The sequence below is a fragment of the Streptomyces sp. rh34 genome (assembly GCF_002551245.1).
In the GTDB taxonomy this organism is placed as follows: domain Bacteria; phylum Actinomycetota; class Actinomycetes; order Streptomycetales; family Streptomycetaceae; genus Streptomyces.
The window spans coordinates 20,583-40,433 of the sequence record NZ_NTGZ01000022.1 but is presented as its reverse complement, the minus strand read 5'-3'; the positions used below and the strand labels follow the sequence as shown (position 1 = coordinate 40,433).

The following is a 19,851-nucleotide window of genomic DNA, read 5'->3' as shown; positions in this document are numbered from 1 at the left end:
GGCCGGGTCCGCCACGGCCGGCGCGGGTCGGGCGAATATCGTCGTGCCCATGCGCAGCTACCAGCCGGACCTGACCCCGCCGTGGAAGAGGTCCGCCCCCGTGCCCGAGGTGCCCGCCGAGCCCGATCTGGTCGTGGAGGAGGTCTCCACCGGCTTCTGCGGGGCGGTGATCCGCTGCGAGAAGACGGCGCAGGGGCCGACGGTGACCCTGGAGGACCGCTTCGGCAAGCACCGGGTGTTCCCGATGGAGCCGCGCGGCTTCCTGCTGGAGGGCAAGGTCGTCACGCTGGTGCGCCCGGGCCCCGGCGGTCCCGTACGTCCCACCCGTACGGCTTCGGGGTCGGTGGCGGTGCCCGGGGCGCGGGCCCGGGTGGCGCGGGCGGGGCGGATCTATGTGGAGGGCCGGCACGACGCGGAGCTGGTGGAGCGGGTGTGGGGCGACGACCTGCGCATCGAGGGCGTGGTCGTGGAGTACCTGGAGGGGGTGGACGACCTCCCGGCGATCGTCGGGGAGTTCGCGCCGGGGCCCGACGCCCGGCTGGGGGTGCTGGTGGACCATCTGGTGCCCGGCTCCAAGGAGTCCCGGATCGCCGAGCGGGTGACCGGTGCGCATGTGCTGGTGGTGGGGCACCCGTACATCGACGTGTGGGAGGCGGTGAAGCCGTCCTCCGTGGGGATCGACGCCTGGCCGGTGGTGCCGAGGGGCCAGGACTGGAAGACGGGCGTGTGCCGGGCGCTGGGGTGGCCGGAGAACACCGGGGCGGCCTGGCAGCACATCCTGTCCAAGGTTCGCAGCTACAAGGACCTCGAACCCCAACTGCTGGGCCGCGTGGAGGAATTGATCGACTTCGTCACCCTTCCGGACTGATGTCCGGGGTCTGAAACCGGCCCGGTACCGGCCCGTTGCGGACTGTCGAAGAGGATCTCGTACCGATCCCTATGAATGCCTGCGTCCCACACGCACCATCGGTTATTGAGGGGGAAGAACGGGCAGGCGGTTCACGAGCCGAACGGCTCACGGGGGAAGGGCACGGGGCGATGGCGCGCGAGGTCTGGCGGGACAGTGCGGACAACGAGGCGGCCTCGGCCGTCTTCCACCTGATACAGCAGCTGATCGACCGGTACCGGGTCAACCGGCCGGTGATGCCGCTCGTCGTGGTCCAGGCGGCGGACGCCGGGGCCGGTCCGGAGATCGACGCGCGGGTGGAGCAGCTCGTGCGTCAGGTGCACCGGGCCAACGAGCTGCGGCGGGTGCCGGTGCGGCTGCTGGACGGCGAGGGGGCGACCCCGTACGAGGCGGCGCTCGACATGGTGCGCACGCTCTCCGAGAAGCCCTGGGAGACCCGCGAGAACACCCAGTACAAGACCTTCTCCTTTCCCCGCTCGCGGCTGCTCGGGGCGATCGAGCAGGCCACCGCGGCGGTGGTCGAGCAGTCCGACGGGAACACCTCCGAGGTACGCGAGGAAAGGATCCTGGAACAGCTGAGCCGGCTGCGCTGGCGGTCCGGCCGGCCCCGCCGGGGCACCTGGTGGGACTCCCTGCGGCGGTCGGTGCGTCCCGAGACCTTCGTCGGCGCGCTCTTCATCGCCCTCCTCAGCGTGCTGCTGGGGGAGATCGACTGGCTGCTGACCGTGCTGGTGGCGGCCCTCGCGCTGATCGGGCTCGTCGTGGTGGGGCTGGCGAGCCGGGCCGCGCCGCCGCTGCTGTGGCTGCGCCGGGCCAGCCGGTGGTTCGCCACCACCTCGTCCCTGGCCGCGTCCAGCACCGGCCATCCGTCGGACGGCTGGTCGTGGCTGTCGCCGAGCGGTTCGTGGCGGGTGATCCGGGCGCGGGCGGCGGCGGTCGCGGAGCGGGTGGCGGACGCGGGGGCGGGAGACGAGCACGCGCGCCAGTTCCATCTGGAGCTGCGGGTGCAGGCGCTGCTGGAGGATCTGCGGCACAACTACCGCCCGCACTCCCTGGACTGGCGGCGCAGCAAGCGCACGGTCCCCCCGGTGGTGTTCCTGCCCCGGGCCACCCAGGACAACGGCGGCATCCTGCTGATCAACGCGATCAACAGCGTACGGTCGCGGCGCAGCGAGGTGGATCCGCTGCTGCTGCTCGCCTCGCTCCAGGCCCCCGAGATCATGCGGCACACCCCGCCACTGCCCCCGGAGCGGCCGGGTCCCGGGGCGCCGACCGGTTCGTCCGGGGCGCGGGCCCGCTACGAGCGCTGGGTGGACGATCTGAGTCTTGGCCAGTCGCCGGGGGCGGCGGCGACCCTGGCGTGGGTGCTCCTGCTGCCGTTGTCCACCGAGAAGCTGACCCACGAGCACGCGCACGCGCAGCTCGTCACCCACCGGGTGCGACGGACCTGGGCGTGGTGGGTGATGTCGCGGGCGAGCGTCGCCGTGCTCGTCGTGGGCAGTCTGCTGGGGGCGTTCCTGTGGGCCGGGCACTGGCGCGACACGTACTGCCACGGGCCGCTGACCGACCGCAACACGGACGCGATCTGGGAGGGGAAGGGCGACGACCGGGAGTGCGTGGGGGTGGCGACCGCGCCCGAGGTGCTCTTCGCGCGGGGCAACGACCTGGAGCTGAACGGGGCCGGGAAGGGCATCACCTTCGAGCGGATCGAGCAGGCGATCCGGGACGAGAACGCCGACATCGAGCCGGACGACGCGTACGTGACGGTCGTGTACGCCGGTCCGCTCACCGCCACGGGCAAGGACCGGGAGGCGACCCGCAAGGGCCTGGAGGAACTGGCCGGCGTCTATCTCCACCAGCGGGCGGTGAACAAGACCGTGCGCCGGTCGGTGAAGCTGCGGGTGCTGACCGCGAACGGCGGCGAGGACATGCTGCGGCAGCTCACCGCCGTACGGAAGATCATCGAGGTGGCCCGGCGGGATCCGACGGTGGTCGGGGTGGTGGGCCTCGGCCGCAACACCCAGGAGAGCGAGAAGGCGGTGAAGCTGCTGCGCGAGGCCGGGCTGCCGGTGGTGAACACGACGAACTCCAGCAGCGACCTGCCCCGGGAGTTCCCCAACTACTTCGGCCTCGCGGCGACGGACGAGGAGCAGACGCATGTGCTGGGGCTGGTCGCCCGGCAGATCGCGGAGGACCTCGACCGCCCGCACGCGCTCGTGCTGTCGCGCAAGGACCACAACGGGGACCTGGACCGGTACACCGCCGAGCAGCGGGACGCGGGCCGGAAGATGCTGGAGGACGCGGGCTTCGAGCCGGGCAAGGACGTGACGTACGACCTGGCGGGCGGGGCGAGCCTGAACACCCCGCTGACGACCATCTGCCGGGCCGAGCGGGTGCCCGACGCGCTGTACTTCGCCGGGCGGGTCGAGGACGTGCCGACGCTGATGCGTGGCCTGTCGGAGACCACCGGGTGCTCGGACCGGCGGATGACGGTGTTCACCGGGGACGATCTGACGAAGGGGACGTTCGACGACAGCACGTCGATCGCGGCCAACGTCACGCTCTACCACAGCTCGCTCGCCCCGCTGGACCGGGGGAAGAACCTCGGTTTCTACAGGGACGCCTACCGCACGCTGCGGGCGCTGCACCCGGAGGGGGAGGTGACCGCGCTGGCGTCGGGGCGTCCGGTGTACGAGGACGATCTGTTCGCCAGCGGGCAGACCGTCATCTCCTACAGCGCGACGGCCGCCCTGTACGACGCGGCGGCGCGCGGTGACAAGCGCCGGAGCGCGGCGGAGACCTGGGCCACGCTGCACACGGTGGACCTGAACAGCATGCCGACGGGGACGATCTCGTTCAGCCGGGCGAGGTCCTCGGTCTCCGACAACGTGCACGGCCTCAACATCGTCAAGGTGGTCCGCCCGGGGCCGAGCGCCGAGCGGACCCTGGTCTGCGGCAAGCCCGCCGGGGCCGCGCCCCCGCTGACGGCGAAGGACTGCCGTCCGTGAGGCGCCCCGCCCGGGTCAGTCGACCAGGTCGCGGACGACGGCGTCGGCGAGGAGCCGCCCGCGCAGGGTGAGGACCGCGCGGCCCCGCCCGTACGGTTCCGGGGCCAGCAGCCCGTCGGCCAGGGCGCGGCGGGAGGCGGCGAGACCGTCGGGCTTCAGCAGGTCCAGCGGGCAGCCCTCGCGCAACCGCAGCTCCAGCAGGATGCGCTCGACCCGGCGGTCCTCCGCGCCGAGGATCTCGCGGCCCGCGCCGGGCGAGCGGCCCTCGGAGAGCGCCTGGGCGTACGCGCCGGGGTGCTTCACGTTCCACCAACGGACCCCGCCGACGTGGCTGTGGGCGCCGGGGCCCGCGCCCCACCAGTCGGCGCCGCGCCAGTACAGCTCGTTGTGCAGGCAGCGGCCGGCCTCGGTGGTGGCCCAGTTGGAGACCTCATACCAGTCGAAGCCGGCGGCGGCGAACGCCTCGTCCGCGATGAGGTAGCGGTCGGCGTGCGCGTCGTCGTCGGTCATCGGGATCTCGCCGCGCCGGATGCGGCGGGCGAGCTGGGTGCCCTCCTCGACGATCAGGGCGTACGCGGAGACGTGGTCGGGGCCCGCGCCGATCGCGGCGTCCAGGGTGGCCCGCCAGTCGTCGTCGGACTCGCCGGGGGTGCCGTAGATCAGGTCGAGGTTGACGTGGTCGAAGCCCGCCGCGCGGGCCTCGGCGACACAGGCCTCGGGGCGGCCGGGGGTGTGCGTGCGGTCCAGGATCTTCAGGACGTGCTGCTTGGCGCTCTGCATGCCGAAGGAGACCCGGTTGAAGCCGCCCTCGCGGAGCGCGGCGAGGTAGGCCGGGTCGACGGACTCCGGGTTGGCCTCGGTGGTGATCTCCGCGTCGTCCGCGAGCCCGAACTCCTCCCTGATCGCCGCCAGCATGCGCACGAGGTCGGCGGCGGGCAGCAGGGTGGGCGTGCCGCCGCCGACGAAGACCGTGCGCACGGGGCGGGGGTCGTCGCCGAGGACCTTGCGGGCCTGGCGGACCTCCTCGATCAGGTGGGCGGCGTAGTTGTCGCGGGAGGCCAGCGCCCCGCCGGAGCCGCGCAGCTCGGTGGCGGTGTAGGTGTTGAAGTCGCAGTAGCCGCAGCGGGTGGCGCAGTAGGGGACGTGCAGGTAGAAGCCGAGCGGGCGGTCGGCTGCGCCTTCCAGGGCGTGGCGGGGCAGCGCCCCGTCGTCGGGCACGGGCTCACCATCGGGCAGTACGGAAGGCATACCGTCCATTGTCACTCGCCGCGGAAGCTGTCCTGACCGGGCCGCTTCTGTCCGGCGGGCTTCAGTCCGCACCGGGCCGCTTCTGTCCGGCGGGCTTCAGTCCGCACCGGGCCGCTTCTGTCCGGCGTGGTTCAGTCCGCGTGCAGCACCAGCAGGGCCACGTCGTCGTCCGGGGGCTGCTCGGCGAACTCGTGGACGGCCCGCCGGATGCGCTCGGCCGTCGCCTCGGCGGGCAGCCCGGCGCACCCGGCCAGCACCCGGGCCAGCCCGTCCCCGTCGTCGAACATCAGCGGGCCCGACCGGCGCTCGGTCACCCCGTCCGTGACGCAGAGCAGGGTGTCCCCGGGCGTGAGGTCGAAGATCTGGCTCTCGTACGCCACGTCCTCGACGACCCCGAGCAGCACCTGCGGCTCGGCGGCCGGGCGTACGGAGCCGTCGGGGCGCAGCACCAGCGGCAACGGGTGCCCGGCGCTGGCCACCGTGCAGCGGACCCCGCCGTCGGGGAGCGGCACGACCTCCCCGTACAGCAGGGAGAGGAACCGCGACTGGGTGCCGTCGTGGAGCTGCTGGCCCCCGGCGGCGGCGACCATCAGGGCGGCGGCCTCGGCGGCCTCCATGGCGTCGTCGAGGAGCAGCCGGTTCAGCCGGTCCAGGACCTCCCCGACGCCGAAACCCTCCCGGGAGAGCAGCCGTAGCCAGGGGCGGGCGAGGCCGGTGACGACGGCGGCCTCGGGGCCGCTGCCCTGGACGTCGCCGAGGACGAAACACCAGCGGTCGCCGGGGCACGGGAAGATGTCGTAGAAGTCACCGCCGACCACCCCGTCGTCGCTCGGTTCGTAGACGAGGGCGCTGGTGACGCCGGGGATCTCGGCGACCTTGCTCGGGAGCAGGCCGCGCTGGAGGATCCGGCTGATGGTGGCCTGCCGGGTGTAGGCGCGGGCCGCGCCGACGGCGAGGCCGAGGCGGCGGACGAAGTCCTCGATCAGCGACGCCACCGCCTCCGGCACCTGGGCGACGCCCTCGCGGCCGACGAGGACGGTGCCGAGCGCCCGGCCGCCCGCGGTGATCCGGAACGCGAGCGCGGCCCCGTCCCGGCCGCCGGGGTGCGGGAGCGGTGCGGAGGTGCCCTCCCGGCCTTCCCGGTCCTCACGGCCCTCCCGGTCCTCCTCGGCGAGGTGGGCCGGCCAGGGCACGGGGACGGACACCGGGCCGGAGCCGACGCCGGCCGGGAGGCGGAGCGGCTCCCTCTCCAGGGCGGCGCGCAGGGGCTCGGTGCCGGTCTCGTCGCTGTGCCAGACCCGGGCGAGCCGGGGTTCGGCGGCCGGTCCCCCGCCCTCGGTCTCCAGCCAGATCGCGCACCAGTCCGCCAGCCGGGGCACCAGCAGCTGGCCCGCTATGGCGGCCACCAGGTCCTCGTCGAGCTGCCCGGCGAGCAGATCGGAGGCCTCGGCGAGGAAGGCCGGGGCGCCCCGGCTGTCCCACACCGCGTCGTCGCGCTCGGTGCGCCTGGCCGCGGGAGCGAGGATCTCGGCGGCGCGCAGGCCGCGTCTAAGGGCCTCCTCGTCGGGCGGGGCGGGCGGGGCGCTCCAGTCGTCGACGGGGAGGCGGGCCCAGACGGTCTTGAGGCCGGTGCGGTAGGTGATGCCCCAGGAGTCGGCGAGGGTGGCGACGAGCTGGAGGCCCCGGCCGTACTCGGCGGGGTCGGGCAGCTCCCCCGCGTACGCCCCGGCCGGTCCGGGGCCCGCCCCGCGCTCGTCGCCGCTGACCGGGCGGGCCGGGTGGTGGTCGGTGACCTCCAGGACGAGGGCGGCGGACGGCTCGTCGCCGCCTTCCTCCTCCAGCCTGAGGACCAGGTCGACGGTGGTCCCGGCGTGCACCACGGCGTTGGTGACCAGCTCGTTGGTGACGGTCACGGCGTCGTCGGCCAGCCGGTCGCTGAAGCCCACGGCCGCGGGCACCCCGATCCCGGTCCACTCCGCGAGCGCGGCCCGCACGAACCGGCGGGCGGCGGACGGGGCGAGCGGGATGCCGGGCAGGCTGGTGCGGCTGGCCGGGCGCGGGCCGGGCGCGTCCCCGGCACGGGTGGTGCCGGGGCGCTGCACGGTGTCCCGCTGCAAGGGAATGGGCGCCACGGTGCGGCTCCTCCGGTCCGACGACACCGACAGAGTGACAGACCGGCCGCACCCATAAGCACCGAGTTACCGAAGTGGGCAGAAAATCGAGCAGGTTCGAACGCAAGGCTTCGGGAAACGCAACGGGACATGGACGACGGGCGGGGCGCCCGGACACATCGTGTCCGGGCGCCCCGCCCGCCCCGCCCGCGCTTCCGGGGAGAAGCTCCTACGCCTCGCGCGAGCCCGCGTACATCTCGTCGATGAGCCCCCGGTACTCCCGCTCGACGACCGGCCGCTTCAGCTTGAGGCTGGGGGTCAGCTCGCCGTGCTCGATGTCCAGGTCGCGCGGCAGGAGGCGGAACTTCTTGATGCTCTGCCAGCGCTGGAGGCCCTCGTTGAGGCGCTTGACGTACCCGTCGATCAGCTCGACGGTCTGCGGGGCAGCGACGACCTCCGCGTACGACTTGCCCTCCATGCCGTTCTCGGCGGCCCAGCCGAGGAGGGTGGGCCCGTCGAGCGCGATGAGCGCGGTGCAGAAGTTACGGTCCGCGCCGTGCACCATGATGTTGGAGACGAACGGGCAGACCGCCTTGAACTGTCCCTCGACCTCCGCCGGGGCGACGTACTTGCCGCCGGACGTCTTGATCAGGTCCTTCTTGCGGTCGGTGATGCTCAGGTAGCCGTCGGCCGACAGCTCGCCGATGTCCCCGGTGTGGATCCAGCCGTCCGACTCCAGGACCTCTTCGGTCTTGTCGGGCAGTTTGTGGTAGCCCTGCATGACGCCGGGGCTTCGCAGCAGGATCTCGCCGTCGTCGGCGATGCGCACCTCGGTGCCGGGGAGCGGCTTGCCGACGGTGCCGGTGCGGTAGGCCCCGCCCAGGTTGACGAACGAGGCGGCGCTCGTCTCGGTGAGGCCGTAGCCCTCCAGAATGTGGACGCCGGCGCCCGAGAAGAAGTAGCCGATGTCCGGGGCGAGGGCGGCGGAGCCGGAGATACAGGCGCGCAGCCGACCGCCGAAGGCCTCACGGATCTTGGCGAAGACGAGGGCGTCGGCGACCTTGTGCTTGGCGCCGAGCGCGAAGGGGACGGAGGCCTTCCCGGTGCGGCGGAAGTTGTCCTGGGAGACCTTGGCGTACTCGCGGGCGACCCCGGCCGCCCACTGGAAGATCTTGTACTTGGCGCCACCGCCCGCGCGGGCCTTGGAGGCGACCCCGTTGTAGACCTTCTCGAAGATCCGGGGCACGGCGGCCATGTAGGTCGGCCGGACAACCGGCAGGTTCTCGATGATCTTGTCGACGCGGCCGTCGATCGCGGTGACGTGGCCGACCTCGATCTGCCCGGAGGTGAGGACCTTGCCGAAGACGTGGGCGAGCGGCAGCCAGAGGTACTGCACGTCCTCAGCCGTGATCATCCCGGTCGCCACGGTGGCCTTGGCCATGTACGACCAGTTGTCGTGCGGCAGCCGCACGCCCTTGGGGCGGCCGGTCGTGCCCGAGGTGTAGATGAGGGTGGCGAGCTGGTCGGCGGTGATCGCGGAGACCCGCTCGGTGACCGCGTCCGGGGTCTTGGCGAGGAGCTCGGCGCCTCGGGCCTCCAGCTCGGCGAGGGTGATGATCCAGCCCTCGGGGTCGCCCTCGGCGGGCTCGACTCCGGCCGGGTCGATGACCACGACATGGGCGAGGTCCGGCAGGTCGGCGCGGGCCTCCCGGGCCTTGGCCAGCTGCTCGGCGTCCTCCGCGATGAAGATCCGGCTCTCGGAGTCCGCCAGGATGAACGCGGACTCCTCGGCGTTCGTGGAGGGGTAGACCGTCGTGGTCGCGGCGCCCGCGCACATCACCCCGAGGTCGATGAGGACCCATTCCACCCGGGTGGCCGAGGCGAGCGCGACCCGCTCCTCCGGCCGCACGCCGAGCGCGATCAGCCCTGCGGCGATCGCGTAGACCCGCTTCGAGGCCTGGCCCCAGCTCAGCGACTTCCAGTCGTCGGGACCCGTGCCCGAGGCCGACGGCACCGGATAGCGGTACGCCTCCCCGTCCGGGGTCGCCGCCACGCGGTCCATGAAGAGGACCGCCACGGAGGGCGGCCGGTTATCGATCAAGGTCTGTGTGTCGCTCACGACGTCCTCCGGGCCTGCGGCATTGCTACGACCGGCTTCTCTGATACGGCGACTGACTGCTGTCGTCCTACTCTGCCTACTGCTCTCGTCCTGCTGTGCAACCTGCTCGTTCGGCTTGTTTAACTCACCAGTAACCATCGAGTCGTGATCAGAGTAGAGCGCGCGTGTCCGCCACGTAAGAGGCAACAGGCCGCTGCTTTCATAACGAAAGGGCCCCCACGCCGGTGCTGCGGCATGGGGGCCCTTGGAGAGCGGACTACTTCTTGCCCTTGCTCTCACCCGCGGACTCGTCGGTCGACAGGACGGAGATGAAGGCGTCCTGCGGAACCTCCACGTTGCCGACCATCTTCATCCGCTTCTTGCCCTCCTTCTGCTTCTCCAGCAGCTTCCGCTTACGGGAGATGTCACCGCCGTAGCACTTGGCGAGGACGTCCTTGCGGATGGCGCGGACGGTCTCACGGGCGATGACCCGGGCGCCGATGGCCGCCTGGATCGGCACCTCGAAGTTCTGCCGGGGGATGAGCTTCTGCAGCTTGGCGACGAGCCGTACGCCGTACGCGTACGCCTTGTCCTTGTGGGTGACCGCGGAGAACGCGTCCACCTTGTCGCCGTGCAGCAGGATGTCGACCTTGACGAGCTGCGCCGACTGCTCGCCGGTGGGCTCGTAGTCGAGGGAGGCGTAACCCCGGGTCTTGGACTTCAGCTGGTCGAAGAAGTCGAAGACGATCTCCGCGAGCGGCAGGGTGTAGCGGATCTCGACCCGGTCCTCGGAGAGGTAGTCCATGCCGAGCAGGGTGCCGCGCCGGTTCTGGCACAGCTCCATGATCGCGCCGATGAACTCGCTCGGGGCCAGCACCGTGGCGCGGACCACCGGCTCGTGCACCTTGTCGATCTTGCCCTCGGGAAACTCGCTCGGGTTGGTGACGACGTGCTCGGTGCCGTCCTCCATCTCGACGCGGTAGACCACGTTGGGGGCGGTGGCGATCAGGTCGAGGCCGAACTCGCGCTCCAGCCGCTCACGGACCACGTCCAGGTGGAGCAGGCCGAGGAAACCGACACGGAAGCCGAAGCCGAGCGCGGCGGAGGTCTCCGGCTCGTAGATGAGGGCGGCGTCGTTGAGCTGGAGCTTGTCCAGCGCCTCGCGCAGGTCCGGGTAGTCCGAGCCGTCCAGCGGATACAGCCCGGAGAACACCATCGGCTTGGGCTCCTTGTAGCCGCCCAGCGCCTCGGTCGCCCCGTTGTGCAGCGAGGTGATCGTGTCACCCACCTTGGACTGCCGGACGTCCTTCACACCGGTGATGATGTAGCCGACCTCGCCCACACCGATGCCGTCGGCCGGGGTCATCTCGGGGGACGACACTCCGATCTCCAGCAGCTCGTGGGTGGCGCCGGTCGACATCATGCGGATGCGTTCGCGCTTGTTGAGCTGCCCGTCGATGACACGGACATAGGTGACGACACCGCGGTACGCGTCATAGACCGAGTCGAAGATCATCGCGCGGGCGGGGGCGTCCGCGACGCCGACCGGGGCCGGCACGTCCCGCACGACCCGGTCGAGCAGCGCGTCCACGCCGACGCCGGTCTTCGCGGAGACCTTGAGCACGTCCTCGGGCTGGCAGCCGATGAGGTTGGCCAGCTCCTCGGAGAACTTCTCCGGCTGCGCGGCGGGGAGGTCGATCTTGTTGAGCACCGGGACGATGGTGAGGTCGTTCTCCATCGCGAGATAGAGGTTGGCCAGCGTCTGGGCCTCGATGCCCTGCGCGGCGTCGACCAGCAGGACCGTGCCCTCGCAGGCCGCGAGCGAACGGGAGACCTCGTAGGTGAAGTCCACGTGGCCCGGGGTGTCGATCATGTTGAGGACGTGGGTGGTGCCCGTGTCCTCACCCGTGTTGGGGGCCCAGGGCAGCCGGACCGCCTGGGACTTGATGGTGATGCCGCGCTCGCGCTCGATGTCCATCCGGTCGAGGTACTGAGCACGCATCTGCCGCTGATCGACCACTCCGGTCAGCTGAAGCATCCGGTCGGCAAGGGTCGACTTGCCGTGGTCGATGTGCGCGATGATGCAGAAATTGCGGATCAGCGCCGGGTCGGTACGGCTCGGCTCGGGCACATTGGAAGGAGTCGCGGGCACGCAGGGTCCTGATTCTTGAGACGCCGAACGCCGTGTCTCGGGTCGATGTCGGGTCGGTCGGATCGATACGTAGGCTCCATCGTCCCACGCCCGCGGGACAGCGACCGGTTTGGGCCGGTCGGAGGGTGACTGCTACCGTGGACAGCTGTGCCTCGTGGCTCTCACGAGCGGCGTGGCTCACCTGGAAGATCCAACGAACCTGAAAAGGCTCTATTCGTGGCGAACATCAAGTCCCAGATCAAGCGGAACAAGACCAACGAGAAGGCGCGCCTGCGCAACAAGGCCGTCAAGTCGTCGCTCAAGACCGCGATCCGCAAGGCCCGCGAGGCCGCCGTTGCCGGTGACGTCGAGAAGGCCACCACGGCCGTCCGCGACGCTTCCCGTCAGCTCGACAAGGCTGTCTCGAAGGGTGTCATCCACAAGAACGCCGCCGCCAACAAGAAGTCGGCGCTGGCGTCCAAGGTTGCCTCCCTGCAGGCCTGAGCTTCTTCCCGAAGCTCACTGATGTGACCGCCGGAACGGACCAGACGGGCCCTCTCTCCCGCCCCTGACCGGCACCCCGCGCCGCACACCGAACCTGCGTTCGCCACGCGGGTGCGGCGCACCCAGAGTGTGACCCGGAAGCCCCGGCCCACGATCTCCCCAGATCGAGGGCCGGGGCTTCCGCGCATCCGGATGTCCCGCCGGTCCGGGGTCGGCGCAGCCTGCGTGGGCAGGGGCGGCACGTTCAGCCCGCCCGGGGCACACCCAGCCCGCCCGGCGCTTGAGGACGGAACCGGCGCTCCCGAGGCCCCGCACGCCGCGGCGCCGCCCACCCCGCCCCGAGAGGGCCTATCGCCCCGCCCGCGCGGCCCGGGCGACCACGACGACGGCCTTCTCCAGGGCGTACTCGGGATCGTCCCCCCCGCCCTTCACCCCCGCGTCCGCCGCCGCCACCGCCCGCAGGGCCACCGCGACCCCGTCCGGCGTCCACCCCCGCATCTGCTGCCGCACCCGGTCGATCTTCCAGGGCGGCATGCCCAGCTCCCGGGCCAGATCAGCCGGCCGGCCGCCCCGGGCCGAGGACAGCTTCCCGATCGCCCGCACCCCCTGCGCCAGCGCGCTGGTGATCAGGACGGGCGGGACCCCGGTCGACAGCGACCACCGCAGCGCCTCCAGCGCCTCCGCCGCGCGCCCCTCGACCGCCCGGTCGGCGACGGTGAACGAAGAGGCTTCCGCCCGCCCGGTGTAATAGCGCCCGACGACCGCCTCGTCGATCGTGCCCTCGACGTCCGCGATCAGCTGGGACACCGCACTCGCCAGCTCCCGCAGATCGCTTCCGATGGAGTCGACCAGCGCCTGGCACGCCTCCGGCGTCGCGGACCGCCCGTGCGCCCGGAACTCCGACCGTACGAAGGAGAGCCGCTCGGCGGGCTTGGTGGTCTTCGGGCAGGCGACCTCCCGCGCCCCGGCCTTGCGCGCCGCGTCCAGCAGCCCCTTGCCCTTGGCACCGCCCGCGTGCAGCAGGACGAGCGTGATCTCCTCGACCGGCGCGCCGAGATACGCCTTGACGTCCTTGACCGTGTCGGCCGAGAGGTCCTGTGCGTTGCGCACGATCACGACCTTGCGCTCGGCGAAGAGCGAGGGGCTGGTGAGCTCGGCGAGCGTGCCGGGCTGCAACTGGTCGGACGCCAGATCACGTACGTCCGTGTCGGCGTCGGAGGCGCGGGCGGCCGCCACCACCTGCTGCACCGCACGGTCCAGGAGGAGGTCCTCCTGGCCCACGGCGAGGGTGAGGGGCGCGAGCGGATCGTCGGTGGAATTCTTCCTGGTGGCCATCGCGATCCAGCATCCCACGCCCCACTGACAGCCCGGGCAGCCCCGACGGCCCGGCCGCCCCGGGGCGCGGGGCACGGATGCCCGTACCGGAGAATGACCGGGTGAGCGATGTGAGACATGTACTGGTGTTGCCCGACCGCGACGCCGCGGAGGAGGTGGCCGGGGAGCTGGCGGACCGCTTCGGCGTCGCCGAGGAGCCTCAGCTCGTACGGGACGCGCTGGCCGGCGAGGACGACGCCGAGGACGCCCAGTGGCTGGTGGTCGTGGAGGACGCGGCCGGGCGCCTGGACCCGGCCGCGCTCGACGCGTTCGCGGAGGAGTACGAAGGCTGGCTGGAGAAGCCGTGACGTCCGGCCGCCACCGCCTGGAGAACGATCCGGCCGGCACGGCCCCGGGGAACCTCCGGGCAGCTCAGCCCTTGGGGACGATCTGGATGTCCAGGTCGATGACGATGCTCGGCCCCACCACGGCGATCCCGCGCGCGAGCATGGTCTGCCAGGTGAGGGTGAAGTCCTCGCGGTGCAGTTCGGTGGTGGCCCGGCAGGCGGCGCGCGTCTCGCCCTCAAGACCGTTGCCGATGCCGAGGTACTGGGTGTCCAGCGTCACCGTACGGCTGACGCCGTGCAGGGTCAGCGCGCCCGTGACGCCCCACCGGCTGCCGCCCCGGTGGACGAAGCGCTCGCTGTAGAACTCCATCGTCGGGTAACGGCCGACGTCGAGGAAGTCGCCGGAGCGCAGGTGGTCGTCGCGCATCTGCACGTTGGTGTCGATCGAGGCCGCGTCGATGATCACGTGCATGGCGGAGTCCTCCATGCGGTCGGCGATCCGGACCGCCCCGGCGAAGGTGTTGAACCTGCCGTGGATGCGGGCCAGCCCGATGTGCCGGGCGGTGAAACCGATCTGCGAGTGGTTCGGCTCGATGTCCCAGTCGCCGGGGTCGGGCAGCTGCGGGGGCTGGGCCACCTGAAGGGTCACATCGCCCAGGGTGGCGTGCGCCCCCTCGGCCACCGTCACCGCCCCGTGGAACGGGGTGAAGCCCTCGGCCGTGATCGCCAGCCGGTAGTCGCCCGCCGGGACCGTGGTGAGAACAGTGCCGAAGGGGTCCGTCTCGCCGCCTGTCACCTTGCGGCCCGCGCTGTCGGTCACGACGAACTCGGCGTGCTGAACCGGTTCGTTGACCGGGTCCAGCACCCGGCAGTTGAGCACGCCCGCGGTACGGGGCACCTGGAATCCGGCGAGGGCCCCACCGCGCCCACCCGCCTGGCCTCTGTTTCCCAGCCAACGGCCGAACATCTCTACGTACCCCCAGGGGCGCTTCCTGCTTCGGGCCCCTGACAGGTGGACGTCCTTGTCGGATCAGCGGCCCGCCGACGAGCATGCATTCGATCACTATTGCGGCGTTCGAGGCAAACGGAGGGCCTCGGAGGGTCTTGTACCGAGCTGCTCCAAGGTGTAATGAGGTGTGCGGAGGTATGGCGAGGTGCGACGAGCTGTGACGAGCTGTACACAGGTGTTACCGAAGGTCCGAATTGCTGGTTCCACTTGTGTGGATCAGTCGGGCGCGGCGTTCGCGAGTCCCGTCCGGCGTCACGCCCCGGGCACGGCGCCCGCCTCCCGGAGCTCGGGAACCCGGGAGAGCCGCACCCCGAAGTGGTCCCGGTAGGCGGCGAGCACCTCCTCGTCCGTGACCAGTTCCGTGCGGTGCCGATCCCCGCCGACCGTGGTGACCAGGGTCCGTCCGCTCAGCGTCACCCGCCCGGTCTCCGTGTACCGGGAGCACACGAGCGACCGGGTGAAGTGCGAGTCCGGCGAGGTGCGGTGGTACCAGGCCCCGCCCCGGAACTCCGGCAGCGTCCGCGGCCTCAGGTCGAGCCGGAACTGCCGTGAGCCGCCACGCAGCAGATCCAGGTCCCCCTGCGGCGCCCGGCGGAGCCGGAACACGCCCCGGGGGTCCTCCTGTTCCGTCCGGTCGTCGAGCGCCAGCGGCCACAGCGCGTTGTCGCCGAACCCGACGTCCGCCAGCCAGGGCCCCGTACCGTCCTCGGTCTCCACCCGCAGTGCCATGTGGTCGTACGGGATGCCCAGACGGCCGCCGTCGCCGAAGACCCGCGCCTGCAGCAGGGTCACACGGAAACCGAGGGCACGCAGCAACGCCCCGAACGCGCCGTTCAGTTCGTAGCAGAAGCCGCCGCGACCGCCGGTCACCTTGTCCATCAGCGCCCGTTCCTCCAGCACGATGTCCTCACCCAGGTGGACCGAGAGGTTCTCGAAGGGAACGGCGAGGAGATGCCGGTGCTGCAGGCCGCGCAGCGCTTCGATGTCGGCCCGTGCCGGACGGTCCGCGCCGATCCGGGCGAGATAGGCGTCAACGGCGGCGGCGGTGATGCCGTTGTCGGGCCCCGGGACGGAGGCACCGGACGCCGTGGGTGTCTGCGAGGTCATGGGCCCAGTCTGCTCCCGCTCCCGCCCCGAGAACCACCGGTCCCCCGGCAGGTCCTAGGACTCCTGGCCGAGGACCGTTGCCCGAGGCCCGGCACGGTGATCCTCGTCTAGCGTGTCGCGCATGACCGAACACGCTCCCCCGCGCAGCCGAAAACAGCGCAAGCAGGACGTCCTGGACCACCTGCGCCAGGACGAGGACGCGTGGGTGGCCACGGCCTCCCCGGACCGTGTCCCCACTCTGGTGCCGCTGTCGTTCCTCTGGGAGGACGACACCGGCACCCTGGTCATGGCCACCCGGCGGACCAATCCGACCGCCGTCAACGTGACTCCCGGCGGCCCGATCCGCGTGACCCTCGGCCCCACCCGCGATGTGGTGCTGATCGAGGGCGAGGCGAGCATCCTGGAGGGAAGGGACCTTCCCGCCGCGACGAGGGACGCCTTCGTCGCGAAGCTCCGATGGGACCCGCGCAGCTCCCCCTGGGTGTTCCTGCGCATCACCCCCCACACCGTGCGCGCCTGGCGCGAGGTGAACGAACTCGCCGACCGCGACCTGATGCTCTCCGGCACCTGGCTGGTCTGACCCGCGCGAGGTCATGACCGGCCCACCGCCCGCAGTTCCTTCCCGGCGCCCGTCACCGCGATCGTGCCGTCGGTGTCGGTGCGCAGGACCCGGGCCCCGGCCGCCCTGAGGGCGCCCACCGTGCGGGCGGAGGGGTGCCCGTACGGGTTGTCCGCGCCGCAGGAGATGAGCGCCAGTCTCGGTCGTACGCCGTGGAGCAGCCCGGCGTCCTGGAAGGCCGAGCCGTGGTGGGCCACCTTGAGGACGTCCACCGGGCCCAACGCCCCCGGGCCGCGCGACAACTCCCGTTGGGCCAGGGGTTCGAGATCGCCGAGGAGCAGCAGCGTCAGCCCGCCGGCCGCCCGTACGCGCAGGGTGACACTGGAGTCGTTCGGCTCCCGCACCGCCACCGCCCCCGCTCTCCCGGGATCTTGACGCGGCCAGAGGACCCTCCAGTCGACCGGGCCCGACCGGCGGCGCTCACCGGCCACGGCCCGCACCGTCGGGACCCGTGCCGCAGCCGCTGTCCGCCGTACGAACGCGGCCTGTTCCGGCGGCTCTTCGAGGCTCGTCGTCTGGATCGCGCCCACCGCCCTGCCCCGGAGCACACCCGGCAGCCCGCGCACATGGTCGGCGTGGAAGTGGGTGAGGACCACGAGCGGGACCCGGGTCACCGCGAGGTCCCGCAGGCACCGGTCGACCGCACGGGGGTCGGGTCCGGCGTCGACGACCACGCCCGTGCCCTCCCCCGCCCTGAGCACCATCGCATCCCCCTGCCCCACGTCGCAGAGCGCGAACGCCCAGTCGGGCGGCGGCCATCCGGTCATGATCCGGGTCAGCGGAACCGGCCTCAGCACCGCCAGCACGAGAAGCAGTCCGGCGGCCGCGCAGATCCAGGGGCGACCGGCCAGCCTCGGAGCCAGGAGCACGGCCAGCACCGTGAGGCCGGCCAGCAGTGCCGCGCCGGACCACCCTCCGGGCCACTGCGCCTCCGCCCCGGGAAGGCCCGCCCCCGTGCGGGCGACCGTGGCGATCCACTCGACCGGCCAGCCGGCGACCCCGGCCAGCAGCTCGGCCACCGGCGGGGCCACCGGGGCGACGGCGAGGGCCGCGAACCCGAGCACCGTCGCCGGCGCCACCGCGAACTCCGCCAGCAGATTGCACGGGACCGCCACCAGGCTGACCCGCGAGGCCAGGACCACCACCACGGGTGCGCACACGGCCTGCGCGGCCGCCGCAGCGGCCAGCACCTCGGCGAGCCTGCCCGGCACCCGCCGCGCCCGCAGGGCGACACTCCACCGTGGCGCGAGGGTCAGCAGCGCACCGGTGGCCAGCACCGACAGCAGGAAGCCGTAGCTCCGGGCCAGCCACGGATCGTAGAGGACCAGGAGGACGACAGCCGCCGCCAGCGCGGGAACCAGAGACCTCCGACGGCCCGTTCCGATCGCGAGGAGCGTGATGAGACCGCAGGCTGCCGCGCGGAGCACGCTCGGTTCCGGACGGCAGACGATGATGAAGGCGAGGGTCAGCCCACCACCGATCAACGCGGTCCCCCGCAGGGAGAGTCCCAACAGGGGTGCCAGACCACGCCGTTCGGCGCTCAGGGCCGACCCCGGCGGCCCGACGAGGAGAAAGAGCAGAATCGAGAGATTGGCCCCGGACACGCTCAAGAGGTGTGTCAGATCAGTCGACTTGAAGGCGTCGTGGAGCTCGGACGGGACCCTGGAGGTGTCACCGACCACCAGTCCCGGCAACAGCGCCCGCGCGTCCGCGTCCAGCTCGTCCGTCGCTTCCCGCAAGCCGGCGCGCAGTTCCCCGGCCGCGCGCTGGATCCACGTCGGCGGCCCGGTGATCCGGGGCGCCCCCTCGTCGTCCACCCGCAGGACCGCCGCCAGACGTTCGCCCTCGTGGGCGGGGAGCGAGAGCCGGCCGCTGAGCCGGAGTCGGGTGGACGGCAGCAGCTTCTGCCAGTCCGCCCGGTGGTCGCCCGGCGCGACCATGAGCAGCACCGGTGTCCGGACCCGGACGCTCGGGCCGTCCGGCGTCCGCACCTCCATGACCTCGGCGTCGATCAGGAGGAGGGCCGGGACGCTGTGGTTGCCCCGTACCGCCGGGCGGGTCGTCCGGGGATCCGAGGTCACCCGGACGTCGGCGTCGATCCGCGCGTACTCCCCCGCCAGCCCGGGGACAGGGCCGCGCCGCACATCGGCCCCGTGAAGTCCGGCCACGGCCGCGCCCGCCGCCGCGCACAGCAGGACGGCTCCCCCGGCGGCGACGCCCCGGGACCACCCGGCCGACCGCCCCTCCCGAGAGGTGCGCGCGGCCGCCACCAGCAGAACGACCGCCGGAACCAGACAGGCGACGGCCACGGCGGCCACCCACCTCCCCGGCAGCCCCAGCGTCGACGCCGCAGCCGCCCAGACCGCCAGCGCGGGCGGAACGAGCCGCAGGTCCGTGGGGCCTTCCCTTCGCGAGCCGGTTCCACCCGGCGCACCCGAATCACCCGCAGCACGCGGAGGACGTGGGGTCCCCGGGGCACGCGGGGTCCCCGGAATGCGCGGCGCACACGCCGGACTGCCCGCGCCGTCGCCCGCGCCATCGGGCCGGTGGCCGCTTCCGAAGATGTCCCTGCCCGTGCCCCGGGAGTCGAGCCGGGCCTCCCGGCTGCTCACGGGCGTACGAGCGGCTGTAGTTCGGCGAAACGGCGGTCGCCGATCCCATGGACCTGCCGGAGCTCGTGGACGGACCGGAATCCGTTGTTCTCCGCGCGGTAGTCGATCATGTGCTGGGCCAGCACGGGCCCGACCCCGGGCAGCGTTTCGAGCTGCTCCGCCGTCGCCGTGTTCAGGCTCATCGGTACCGAGGACCCGCCCGGCCCGGCACTCGACGCGTCGGCCCCGTGGCGCCCGCTACCGCCCGCCCCCGAGACCGGCGGGCCGGGCGGTAGACCCACGACAACCTGCTCACCGTCCATCAGGACCCGTGCCCGATTAAGCCCCGTGACATCCGTGCCTGCGCGCACACCGCCCGCCGCGTCGAGCGCGTCCGCCACCCGTGATCCCGCCGGAAGCCGACGGACCCCCGGCCGACGCACCTTGCCGCTCACATCGACGACGATCTGCCCACTCCCGCCCGCCTTCCCGCCCGTGTCCGGCGCCTCCCCCGCCGCCGGACGCGGGACCGGACCGGGTGCCCCGGAACGTAACGGATCCGGTGGCAACGCGGACGCCGCCGCTTCGTCCGCGACCGGCTCCGGCGCACGTACGGCCTGGGGACGTACGGACCAGAAGTGGAACGCGGCGACACCCACGGCAGCGAGCAGTACCAGGGCGAGCACCACCGGCGTGCGCGGCGCCATCCCGCACCGGAGCCGCACCCACAACGGCAGCCGCTCCCGGACGGCAGACACGAGACGGCGCACCCTCGGCGTGCCACCGGGCACCTCCCCCGCGATCTCGGATACGGGCGCGGGTTCGGGTACGGGTACGGGTACGGGTGCCAGCTCGCG

The 19,851-nt window shown here is 72.4% G+C and carries 14 protein-coding genes and 1 pseudogene; 5 read left to right on the top strand and 10 right to left on the bottom strand.

Annotated features, from left to right (window positions below; translation table 11 throughout):
- The first annotated feature begins 49 nt into the window (after nt 1–49).
- Together CR470_RS07590 and CR470_RS07585 are read left to right on the top strand one after the other, a co-directional pair.
- On the top strand, nt 50–868 hold the full coding sequence (locus tag CR470_RS07590) for a DUF3097 domain-containing protein (protein ID WP_097866805.1): 819 nt from the start codon (nt 50–52) through the stop codon (nt 866–868).
- 170 nt (nt 869–1,038) lie between these two features.
- The gene (locus CR470_RS07585; protein ID WP_097866791.1) at nt 1,039–3,915 is read left to right on the top strand and encodes an ABC transporter substrate-binding protein; all 2,877 of its coding nucleotides are present in this window, start codon (nt 1,039–1,041) and stop codon (nt 3,913–3,915) included.
- A gap of 15 nt (nt 3,916–3,930) precedes the next feature.
- Here CR470_RS07585 and hemW read toward each other — a convergent pair whose 3' ends face one another.
- The 4 genes from hemW to lepA all read right to left on the bottom strand — a co-directional run bounded on the left by hemW (nt 3,931) and on the right by lepA (nt 11,524).
- The gene (gene hemW, locus CR470_RS07580; protein WP_097866790.1) at nt 3,931–5,172 is read right to left on the bottom strand and encodes a radical SAM family heme chaperone HemW; all 1,242 of its coding nucleotides are present in this window, start codon (nt 5,170–5,172) and stop codon (nt 3,931–3,933) included.
- A 122-nt stretch (nt 5,173–5,294) separates the two neighbouring features.
- Nucleotides 5,295–7,295 (bottom strand): ATP-binding SpoIIE family protein phosphatase, encoded by a 2,001-nt coding sequence (locus CR470_RS07575; protein WP_097866789.1) that lies wholly within the window; start codon nt 7,293–7,295, stop codon nt 5,295–5,297.
- Nucleotides 7,296–7,503: 208 nt separating this feature from the next.
- A complete protein-coding gene (locus CR470_RS07570) occupies nt 7,504–9,393 on the bottom strand; it encodes an AMP-dependent synthetase/ligase (protein WP_097866788.1) in 1,890 nt (629 codons plus the stop codon).
- A gap of 256 nt (nt 9,394–9,649) precedes the next feature.
- Nucleotides 9,650–11,524: a translation elongation factor 4 gene (lepA, locus tag CR470_RS07565; RefSeq protein WP_097866787.1), complete on the bottom strand. Its 1,875-nt coding sequence runs from the start codon at nt 11,522–11,524 to the stop codon at nt 9,650–9,652.
- Between the two features lie 216 nt (nt 11,525–11,740).
- Between lepA and rpsT the strand changes: the two genes are divergently transcribed.
- The gene (rpsT, locus tag CR470_RS07560; RefSeq protein WP_097866786.1) at nt 11,741–12,007 is read left to right on the top strand and encodes a 30S ribosomal protein S20; all 267 of its coding nucleotides are present in this window, start codon (nt 11,741–11,743) and stop codon (nt 12,005–12,007) included.
- A 348-nt stretch (nt 12,008–12,355) separates the two neighbouring features.
- Here the strand turns inward: rpsT and holA are convergent, their stop codons facing one another.
- On the bottom strand, nt 12,356–13,342 hold the full coding sequence (holA, locus tag CR470_RS07555; RefSeq protein ID WP_097866785.1) for a DNA polymerase III subunit delta: 987 nt from the start codon (nt 13,340–13,342) through the stop codon (nt 12,356–12,358).
- 101 nt (nt 13,343–13,443) lie between these two features.
- On the opposite strand from holA, the gene CR470_RS07550 reads away from it, so the two are divergent.
- Entirely contained in the window at nt 13,444–13,689 is a 246-nt protein-coding gene (locus CR470_RS07550; RefSeq protein ID WP_032791316.1) for a hypothetical protein, read from the top strand.
- A 64-nt stretch (nt 13,690–13,753) separates the two neighbouring features.
- Here CR470_RS07550 and CR470_RS07545 read toward each other — a convergent pair whose 3' ends face one another.
- Both CR470_RS07545 and CR470_RS07540 read right to left on the bottom strand, forming a co-directional pair.
- Nucleotides 13,754–14,635: a YceI family protein gene (locus tag CR470_RS07545; protein WP_097866784.1), complete on the bottom strand. Its 882-nt coding sequence runs from the start codon at nt 14,633–14,635 to the stop codon at nt 13,754–13,756.
- A 294-nt stretch (nt 14,636–14,929) separates the two neighbouring features.
- Complete coding sequence (locus tag CR470_RS07540) at nt 14,930–15,784, bottom strand: arylamine N-acetyltransferase family protein (RefSeq protein WP_179892176.1); 855 nt, start codon at nt 15,782–15,784, stop codon at nt 14,930–14,932.
- Between the two features lie 121 nt (nt 15,785–15,905).
- Between CR470_RS07540 and CR470_RS07535 the strand changes: the two genes are divergently transcribed.
- Nucleotides 15,906–16,364, top strand: coding sequence for a pyridoxamine 5'-phosphate oxidase family protein (locus tag CR470_RS07535; RefSeq protein WP_097866783.1), 459 nt, complete (start codon nt 15,906–15,908; stop codon nt 16,362–16,364).
- 11 nt (nt 16,365–16,375) lie between these two features.
- Here CR470_RS07535 and CR470_RS07530 read toward each other — a convergent pair whose 3' ends face one another.
- The 3 genes and pseudogenes from CR470_RS07530 to CR470_RS41115 all read right to left on the bottom strand — a co-directional run.
- Complete coding sequence (locus CR470_RS07530; RefSeq protein WP_257138490.1) at nt 16,376–18,793, bottom strand: ComEC/Rec2 family competence protein; 2,418 nt, start codon at nt 18,791–18,793, stop codon at nt 16,376–16,378.
- Between the two features lie 218 nt (nt 18,794–19,011).
- On the bottom strand, nt 19,012–19,197 hold the full coding sequence (locus CR470_RS41120) for a ComEA family DNA-binding protein (RefSeq protein ID WP_306667791.1): 186 nt from the start codon (nt 19,195–19,197) through the stop codon (nt 19,012–19,014).
- Between the two features lie 159 nt (nt 19,198–19,356).
- A pseudogene (locus CR470_RS41115) lies at nt 19,357–19,701 on the bottom strand (SLBB domain-containing protein); the annotation flags it as partial.
- Nucleotides 19,702–19,851: the final 150 nt, after the last annotated feature.